Raw genomic sequence first — 7,985 nt, 5'->3', positions numbered from 1 at the left:
AACCCCCTCACCCACACCCACACCCACACCCACAAAAAAGCCCGCCGCTCCCGCGGCGGGCTCACAAATTTCCACCCCCTACGCCTGCCGGTCCCTCCCCGTCCAGGCCAGCATCCACCCCGGATATTCCTCCGGCAGCTTGCTCACAACATCCACCTTCTCCAACTCCTCAGGACTAAACCCGATATCGACACTCTTCAGATTGTCCTCCAACTGCTCCATCGAATTGGCCCCAATGATAACCGAGGTCACCGCCGGCTGCTGCAACAACCACCCAAGCGCCAGCTGCGCCACCGACGACTTCTTGGCCTTCGCCATCGGATCCAGCACATCGACGATATCAAAAGCCCGGTCCTTATTCACCGGCGGGAAATCAAACCCCGTTCTCCGCGCACCCTCCACACCCGGCTTGTCCCTCCGGTACTTGCCGCTCAACAACCCACCCGCCAGCGGACTCCACACCATCAACCCCACCTTCTGATCCTTCAGCAACGGAATCACTTCCCGCTCCAGATCACGACCCGCCACAGTATAGTAAGCCTGCAACGAAACAAACCGGGCCTGCTGCGCATAATGCGAAAAATCCAGCGCCTTCATCAACTGCCAGGCGGCAAAATTGCTCGCACCGATATATCGCACCTTGCCCGACCTCACCAGGTCATCCAGCGTCCGGATCGTATCCTCCACCGGCGTCAGCGGATCAAACGAGTGCACCTGGTACAGATCGATATAGTCCGTCTGCAACCGCTTCAGACTCGCTTCCACCTGACTCAGGATATGCTTCCGCGTGAGCCCGCTATCGTTCGGCCCCGCCCCCATCGTCCCCCGAACCTTCGTGGCAAGGATCAGATCATCCCTGTGAAGCCCCAGATTACGGATAGCCTGCCCCGTAAGCTCCTCCGACCATCCCTCCGAATACACATTCGCCGTATCGATAAAATTAATGCCGGCCTCTATCGATCGCTTCAGGACCTTATCCACCGCATCCTGATCCAGCGTCCCGATCATCTTGGCCCAACCCTTACCCCCAAACGTCATGGTACCGAGACAGAGTTCGGAAACCTTCAGCCCCGTGTTACCTAGTAAATTGTATTTCATATTTGATTGATTTCTTAATTTTAGCCCGAACAAAAAAATTCGCATGCAACTTTCCAACAATACCATCCTCGTCACCGGCGGCGCCTCAGGCATCGGCCTCGGTCTTACCCGCAGATTCCTTCAACAAAAAAATACCGTGATTGTTTGTGGCAGGAGGGAAGATGTCCTGCAGGAGGCCGCCAGTCAAAATCCCGGTCTTATCACCAGAAAATGCGATCTCGCAAACGCCGCAGACCGCGAAACACTCTACGCCTGGGTCACGAAAAACCATCCCCAATGCAACGTCCTCGTCAATAACGCCGGCATCCAAAACTGGATGGACATCGCCGATAAAGACTTTTTCCAGCGCGCCCAGCAGGAAATAGCGATCAACATCGAAGCCCCCCTACACCTGACCAGCCTCTTCCTCAACCACCAACCCCTCACCACCGTCATGAACGTCACCTCCGGCCTCTCCTTCACACCCCTCACAAAAGTGCCGGTCTACTCCGCGACAAAAGCCTTCATGCACTCCTATACCCTCTCACTCCGCCATCTCCTCAAAGCCCGGAACATCGAGGTCATCGAGGTCATCCCCCCTGCCCTCAACACCGATCTCGGCGGCAAAGGCATCCACAACTTCGCCCCATCCGTCAACGATTTCATCGACGCCATCTTCACCCAGCTGGAAGAAGGTAAAACCGCACTCACCTTCCAGTTCAGCGAAGCCATGACAAAAGCCGGCCCACCCGAACTGCAAGCCGCCTTCACCCGCATGAACCCCTAGGCCCTCAGTCGTCATCAGCGAAAATCACGTCACCCGCAAAACTTACATCACCCGCAAAAATTTACATCACCCCCAAAACTTACATCACCCCCAAAACTTACATCACCCGCAAAACCCTCATCTCCGTGAGCGCATCCCTGCGCCCCAATCGCACCCAAATTCCCACCAAGGGAAAGATCCCTCCCATCACGGGAAGTATGTAATAAATGTCATATCCATTTCGTTCTGATCTGACGCCAATCCGGCATTGGTATCAGAATTGGACCATTATTGACAAGGTATCTAAATCCTAAACCCGTGAAACCTCTTTACGCTGCTAAGGGGATTTACCTGCTCATCGTAGCAATGGTAAGTACACTTGCAGCAAATGCACAGACAGCTCTCGAGTTCGCCAGCGGCGGCGGCCCCACTGGCCCTGGGCCATCTAATGCCCTGCAGATGGTGACGTTTAAAAACAACACCAACAACCCTACCGGCAATACTTTCACCGCGTATTCCACGCCACCGATCACCACGACATTCTCATTCACCAACCAGCAATACACGCTGCCCACCTGGCAGATATCGACAGGACTCCCCATGGCCTTTGGCGCTGCTATCAATAATAGCGGCGCAAAAGCACTCAATGCATCCTTATATGTACAGATGAGCTCCCTCGGCAGTCCCTCGAACGGCAACTTCACCTCGGTGGAAACAGTAAGCGCCGGCACAGGCATCTCCACGCCCAACAACTACGCAACCGAGTTTATGGTCTCGGCCATGCCCATGTACAACAACAGCCTTCCGACAAACGGCCGATATTATTTAGGCGACATGAACATCGTGTTCAGCACCCCGCTCACCGATCCCGTTATCCATCTCGTCGGCATCGGCGCCACCTATAGTACGCTCGGCTTCACCTCCGAGTTCGATCTGTCCACACCCGGTGTCGTCCTCTCCGAATTATCCGGATCCGGGGAATTGGCCGTCGCAGGCAACAAGATCCTGAACACCACCTCACACCCCAACGCAACCACCGGTGCAGGCGCCGCCTCCGGTTCGATCCTCGCAAAAGGGACCAATATCTCTTCGCTCACCTTCAAGGTTTATTTGCAGGGTGACGGTGGCGCCACCACCTGGGCCACCAGCACATCACACTCAGGCGACCAGATGCTCATCGCCGTCTCGACAAACGTTCCCGTCATCGTCCTGCCGGTCAATTTCAAAACATTTACGGCATCCGCCCAGTCCGGCACGACACTCCTGCAATGGACCACCGCCTCGGAAAACAATACCAGCTTCTTCGATATCCAACATAGCACCGACGAACTCAACTGGCAAAGCATCGGCGCCGTACATGCCGCCGGCAATACCAGTACCACACGCAAATACACCTTCGTCCATCCCAGTCCCGCCCCCGGAAACAACTACTACCGGCTGCGCATCGTCGATCTCGACAACCGGGCCTCCTGGTCGGTCATACTCGAACAATCCTTCACCAGGAGCACCCCGATAATGGTTTACCCTAACCCGACAAAGGGCAGCATTACCATCACCGGCAACGGAACCCCGCTCACCGCCGTAACGGTCATGAGCCTCGACGGGCGCCCAATGCAACAATTTGAGAATTTCGTATCCGGTAACTCGATCCAACTCAGCCAATATCCCACCGGCATCTACCTGATCTCGGTAAAGGACAACACCGGAAAAACCCAGGTTGTCAAAGTCTTCAGGGAGTAACCCCTCCCCTCGGTCACCCCGTATTCCCGTAACCCCGACCCCGGTTCCCCCGTATACCTGTTTCTTGATATCCCAGCCACCCCGTTTCCCGGTTATCTCCGCCACTCATCCAAATCGCCCCGGAATTTTTAAAATATCCGTATATTAGTGTATACCAAATATATCGCCGTATGCACGCACCAACCCTCTTATTCTGGTTTTTCCCCTTCGCCTTTACCTGGGGCATCGGCGCCATGCTCTTCATCCCCTATTTCCTGCCGACCATCATCGCGATCCTCCGCAAGAGCTCCAGCACAGCCGGCGTCTTCGTGCTCAACTTCTTCCTCGGCTGGACCTTCATCGGCTGGATCATCGCCCTCGTCTGGGCCATCGCCAGCAGAAACAACAACACCACCGTCATCGTTAACAATACCTATCCCATTAACAGCGACCAGCCATACGGTCCGCCACCCCCCTCCTATAACCCGCCACCCTACTCATCCGAGCCATCACGCGGAACGCAACAAACTGCTCCGACCCTCCGCCGCTCATCTAACCAACCCGGCTCCCAGGGTTAGCCGGCACACCATGAAAAAAACACCCCTCCTCGCCATAACCTGCATCCTGCTGGGAACGATCCTCTACGCCCAGCCAAATGCCGCATCCGCGCAAGCCACCGCCCAACCCCCTGCCCAGCGTACCATCCTCGCCTACGGCGGCGCCCTCCAAAAAGGATTCATAAAACAAGTCGCCATTCTCACTGGCAAACCTCACCCAAAGATCTGCTTTCTGCCAACGGCCTCCGCCGATAACCCCAACAGCAGCCTCAACTTCTACGGCCTCTGTCGCGACCTCCCCATCGAACCCTGGACCCTCAGCATCTGGGTCAACAGCAACCCCAGCCAGCAGACCTTTGAACAATATCTCATGTCGATGGATGCCATCATCATCGGCGGCGGCAATACCTTGAACATGATCGCCCTCTGGAAAGGCCAGGGCATCGACACCGTCCTGCGCAAGGCCTATGACAAAGGCATCATCCTCGCCGGCGGCAGCGCCGGCTCGCTCTGCTGGTTTACCGGCGGCTACAGCGACTCCCGCCCCCAAAATCTCTCGATCATCAATGGTCTCGCCTTCCTGCCCTACAGCCACTGCCCGCATTACCACAGCGAGCTCGGCCGCAAACCACTCTACACCGCCGCGATTCTCGATGGGAAATTGGGTCCCGGCTATGCCTGCGACGACAGGGCAGCCATCCTCTTCCGCAACGAACACGTCGTAAAAACCATCGCCCTCGACAACACCAGCCATTGCTACTACCTCTCCGTAAAAGAGGGAAAGATCAGCGAAGAACAGCTCCCTACCGAAGTAGTAGAATAACCGCACCCGCGACCCCAGTCTGTCTCCGCTCATCTCTCCGCACCCGCGACCCCAGTCTGTCTCCGCTCATCTCTTCGCACCCGCAGCCCCAGCCTGTCTCCGTACTCCCCGCTCCCATACTCTCTCCCGCCAATGCCAATAGCAAACCCGCCGCTCATTAGATTGCCGTTTCCAGCGGCCCCACCGCCTGTTATCTTCGCACCCGATAACAAAACCTGATCGATTGCAAACTGTCGCAAAATGAAAAAAGCACTTTTTCTTCTCTATTCCCTGGTCTGCTATCTCATCTTCTTCATCACCTTCTTATATCTCATCGGATTCGTCGATAATCTCAGCGTCCCGAGACCCCTCGATCTCCCGGAGCAAGCAAGCCTCCCGCCATCCTTTGCCGTCCTGATCGATCTGCTGCTGATCGCCCTCTTCGGCGTCCAGCATAGCGTCATGGCAAGACAGGGCTTCAAAGAAATATGGACCCGCCTCATACCCGCACCCATCGAAAGAAGCACCTATGTGTTGTTTGCAAGTGTGGTATTGATCGTTCTCTTCCTGTTCTGGCAGCCGCTGCCCGCCACCATCTGGTCCATCACCGGCCCCGCCGCAGACATCGTCCTGTCCATCTCCTTCCTCGGCTGGGGGATTGTCCTGGTCAGCACCTTCCTGATCAATCATTTTCATCTCTTCGGACTCTATCAGGCCTACGAACATTTCACCAATAAACGCCGTAGCGAACTGCGCTTTCGCACACCCCTCTTTTATAAACTCGTCCGCCATCCCCTCTATTTCGGTTTTCTCGTCGCCTTCTGGGCCGCACCGCTCATGACCGTCAGTCATCTCCTCTTCTCCATCTCCATGACCGTATACATCTTCATCGGCATCTGGCACGAGGAAAGAGATCTGTCCAATCTCTACGGCGCCCGCTACGAGCAATACAAGCGCGCAACATCAAAGATCATCCCCTTCCCGAGATCCTGAGCCACACATCACTGTCAACATTCCGTCGCACTTCATAACTGCCGCCCGCGGCCGGCAGGGAACCAAGACAGCACAGGATGGTCGTGACGGGAATAATGTTAACATTTGCAATGCCAGGGCATATCCTCTCCGGGGTATTTCCCTGGCGCAAATGTTTTGCCATATGATGCAGCTGATGTTCCTCCTCTTCCTCGCCGCGCAGGTCAGCGCGAAAGGCCCATCCACCTTCTACGTCGCCCCCGACGGCAACGACAAAAACCCCGGCACAAAGAGCCAACCCTTCGCCACCATCCAAAAAGCCCAGACCCATATCCATCCCGGCGACACGGTCTATCTCCGCGGCGGCACCTATCGCCTCACAGACGCCGATATCACGCGTAGCATACGCCTCTACGCCTGCGTCTCCCTCCTCGACAAAAGCGGCGACCCCGGCAAATATCTCAACTACTTCGCCTACCCCGGCGAAACCCCCGTCTTCAACTACGAAGCCGTAAAACCAAAAGACCAGCGCGTCGCCGCCTTCTATGTCACCGGCTCCTATATCCATCTGAAAGGGTTCGAGGTCACCGGTGTCCAGGTCACCATAAAGACCCATACCCAGTCGGAGTGTTTCGAAAATCACGGCAGCAACAATATCTACGAAAATCTCCGCATGCACGACGGCATGGCCATCGGCTTCTATCTGCTCGAAGGGTCGGATAATCTTATCCTCAACTGCGACGCCTATCGCAACTTCGACTATTACTCGGAAAATGGCCGCGGCGGCAACACCGACGGTTTCGGCTGTCATCCCGCCGCCGGCAGCAAGGGCAATGTCTTCAGGGAATGCCGCGCCTGGTTCAACAGCGATGACGGCTACGACGTGATCAACTCCCACGAAGCCACGACGTTCGATCACTGCTGGTCTTTCTATAATGGGTACACGCCCGACTTCACCAGCGAAGGCGACGGCAACGGCTTCAAGGGCGGCGGATTCGGTAGCCGCCCCGCCGATCAGATCCCCGATCCCGTCCCGCAAACTACCGTTCGATTCTGCCTCGCCGTCCACAACAAGGCAAGCGGCTTCTACTCCAACCATCATATCACCGGCAGTTTCTGGTATAATAACACCGCCTACCGCAATCACATCGACTTCAATATGCTCAACCGCCTTGCCGACAATCGCACCGACGTCCCCGGCTATAAGCACGTGCTCGAAAACAACCTCGGCTACAAAGGCGGCTCCGAACTGGCCAACATCGACACCTCAGCCTGTCATCTCAAAAACAATTCATTCCAGCTGTCCACCGAACCCACCGAAGACGATTTCATCAGCCTCGACGAAGCGCAACTCACAAAAGCCCGCAACCCCGACGGCAGCCTCCCGGGGATCACGCTCCTCCATCCCAGAGCCGGCAGCCCCTTCGCTTCCATGGGCTGCTTCCCCGCCGCAACGCCGGCAACCGCCGCAACGTCGGCGACCGCCGCGTCGCCTGCAACCGCCGATAATGCCTGGATCCCCGAGATCGAACAAAAGCCCGGCGCCAACTCCCGCGTCTACCAAAATGGCGACGCCCTCATCATCGACACAAAAGGCGGCGCCACCGTCTGGTACAACAAAAAACTGACCGGCAATTTCCGCATCGACTACGATCGCACGATTCTCATCGACACCGGAAGCAACGACCGCCTCTCCGACTGCAACCAATTCTGGATGGCCGGCGACCCGCACAATCCCAATCTCTTCACCCGCACCGGCAAACTCGAAGATTATAACAATGTCGATCTGTATTACGTCGGCATGGGCGGCAACACCAACAAGACCACCCGCTTCCGAAAATACGGCGGCGGCGCCCGCACCCTAATAAAAGAGTACCTCGACGCCGCCCATCTCCTGCAAAAGAACCGGAAATATCACATTACCATCACCGTTAGCAACGGCACCACCGCCTTCCTCGTCGACGGCTCGCCCTGGTTCACCTACACCGACCCCACCCCCCTCACCAGCGGCTACTTTGGCTTCCGATCCACCTGGTCCCGCCAGATGATCAAAAACTTCACGGTCACCCAACTTCCCTAGGGCGTTCCCCAC

The 7,985-nt window shown here is 56.4% G+C and carries 7 protein-coding genes; 6 read left to right on the top strand and 1 reads right to left on the bottom strand.

The genetic code is table 11. The annotated features are described in order from the left end of the window. Positions 1-78: 78 nt before the first annotated feature. A complete protein-coding gene (locus VGM48_RS19590) occupies positions 79-1,098 on the bottom strand; it encodes an aldo/keto reductase (RefSeq protein WP_331582123.1) in 1,020 nt (339 codons plus the stop codon). Between the two features lie 43 nt (positions 1,099-1,141). On the opposite strand from VGM48_RS19590, the gene VGM48_RS19585 reads away from it, so the two are divergent. The 6 genes from VGM48_RS19585 (at position 1,142) to VGM48_RS19560 (ending at position 7,973) form a co-directional block, all read left to right on the top strand. Further along, positions 1,142-1,864, top strand: a complete 723-nt coding sequence (locus VGM48_RS19585) for an SDR family oxidoreductase (RefSeq protein ID WP_331582122.1) — start codon at positions 1,142-1,144, stop codon at positions 1,862-1,864. Between the two features lie 297 nt (positions 1,865-2,161). Further along, positions 2,162-3,583, top strand: coding sequence for a T9SS type A sorting domain-containing protein (locus VGM48_RS19580; protein WP_331582121.1), 1,422 nt, complete (start codon positions 2,162-2,164; stop codon positions 3,581-3,583). Positions 3,584-3,753: 170 nt separating this feature from the next. Continuing rightward, on the top strand, positions 3,754-4,140 hold the full coding sequence (locus tag VGM48_RS19575) for a superinfection immunity protein (protein WP_331582120.1): 387 nt from the start codon (positions 3,754-3,756) through the stop codon (positions 4,138-4,140). Positions 4,141-4,150: 10 nt separating this feature from the next. After that, on the top strand, positions 4,151-4,942 hold the full coding sequence (locus VGM48_RS19570; RefSeq protein WP_331582119.1) for a peptidase E: 792 nt from the start codon (positions 4,151-4,153) through the stop codon (positions 4,940-4,942). A 240-nt stretch (positions 4,943-5,182) separates the two neighbouring features. After that, positions 5,183-5,914, top strand: a complete 732-nt coding sequence (mddA, locus tag VGM48_RS19565; protein WP_331582118.1) for a methanethiol S-methyltransferase — start codon at positions 5,183-5,185, stop codon at positions 5,912-5,914. A gap of 163 nt (positions 5,915-6,077) precedes the next feature. Beyond that, on the top strand, positions 6,078-7,973 hold the full coding sequence (locus VGM48_RS19560) for a right-handed parallel beta-helix repeat-containing protein (RefSeq protein WP_331582117.1): 1,896 nt from the start codon (positions 6,078-6,080) through the stop codon (positions 7,971-7,973). Positions 7,974-7,985 lie beyond the last annotated feature (12 nt).

Origin of the sequence: Puia sp. (assembly GCF_036500295.1) — a bacterium.
In the GTDB taxonomy this organism is placed as follows: Bacteria; Bacteroidota; Bacteroidia; order Chitinophagales; family Chitinophagaceae; genus Puia.
This window is presented reverse-complemented; position numbering and strand designations above follow the sequence as displayed.

Bases quoted from the DNA above. Each gene is read 5' to 3' on its own strand.
- VGM48_RS19590 (WP_331582123.1), bottom strand. From the start codon at position 1,098: ATGAAATACAATTTACTAGGTAACACGGGGCTGAAGGTTTCCGAACTC.
- VGM48_RS19585 (WP_331582122.1), top strand. From the start codon at position 1,142: ATGCAACTTTCCAACAATACCATCCTCGTCACCGGCGGCGCCTCAGGC.
- VGM48_RS19575 (WP_331582120.1), top strand. From the start codon at position 3,754: ATGCACGCACCAACCCTCTTATTCTGGTTTTTCCCCTTCGCCTTTACC.
- VGM48_RS19570 (WP_331582119.1), top strand. From the start codon at position 4,151: ATGAAAAAAACACCCCTCCTCGCCATAACCTGCATCCTGCTGGGAACG.
- mddA (WP_331582118.1), top strand. From the start codon at position 5,183: ATGAAAAAAGCACTTTTTCTTCTCTATTCCCTGGTCTGCTATCTCATC.
- VGM48_RS19560 (WP_331582117.1), top strand. From the start codon at position 6,078: ATGATGCAGCTGATGTTCCTCCTCTTCCTCGCCGCGCAGGTCAGCGCG.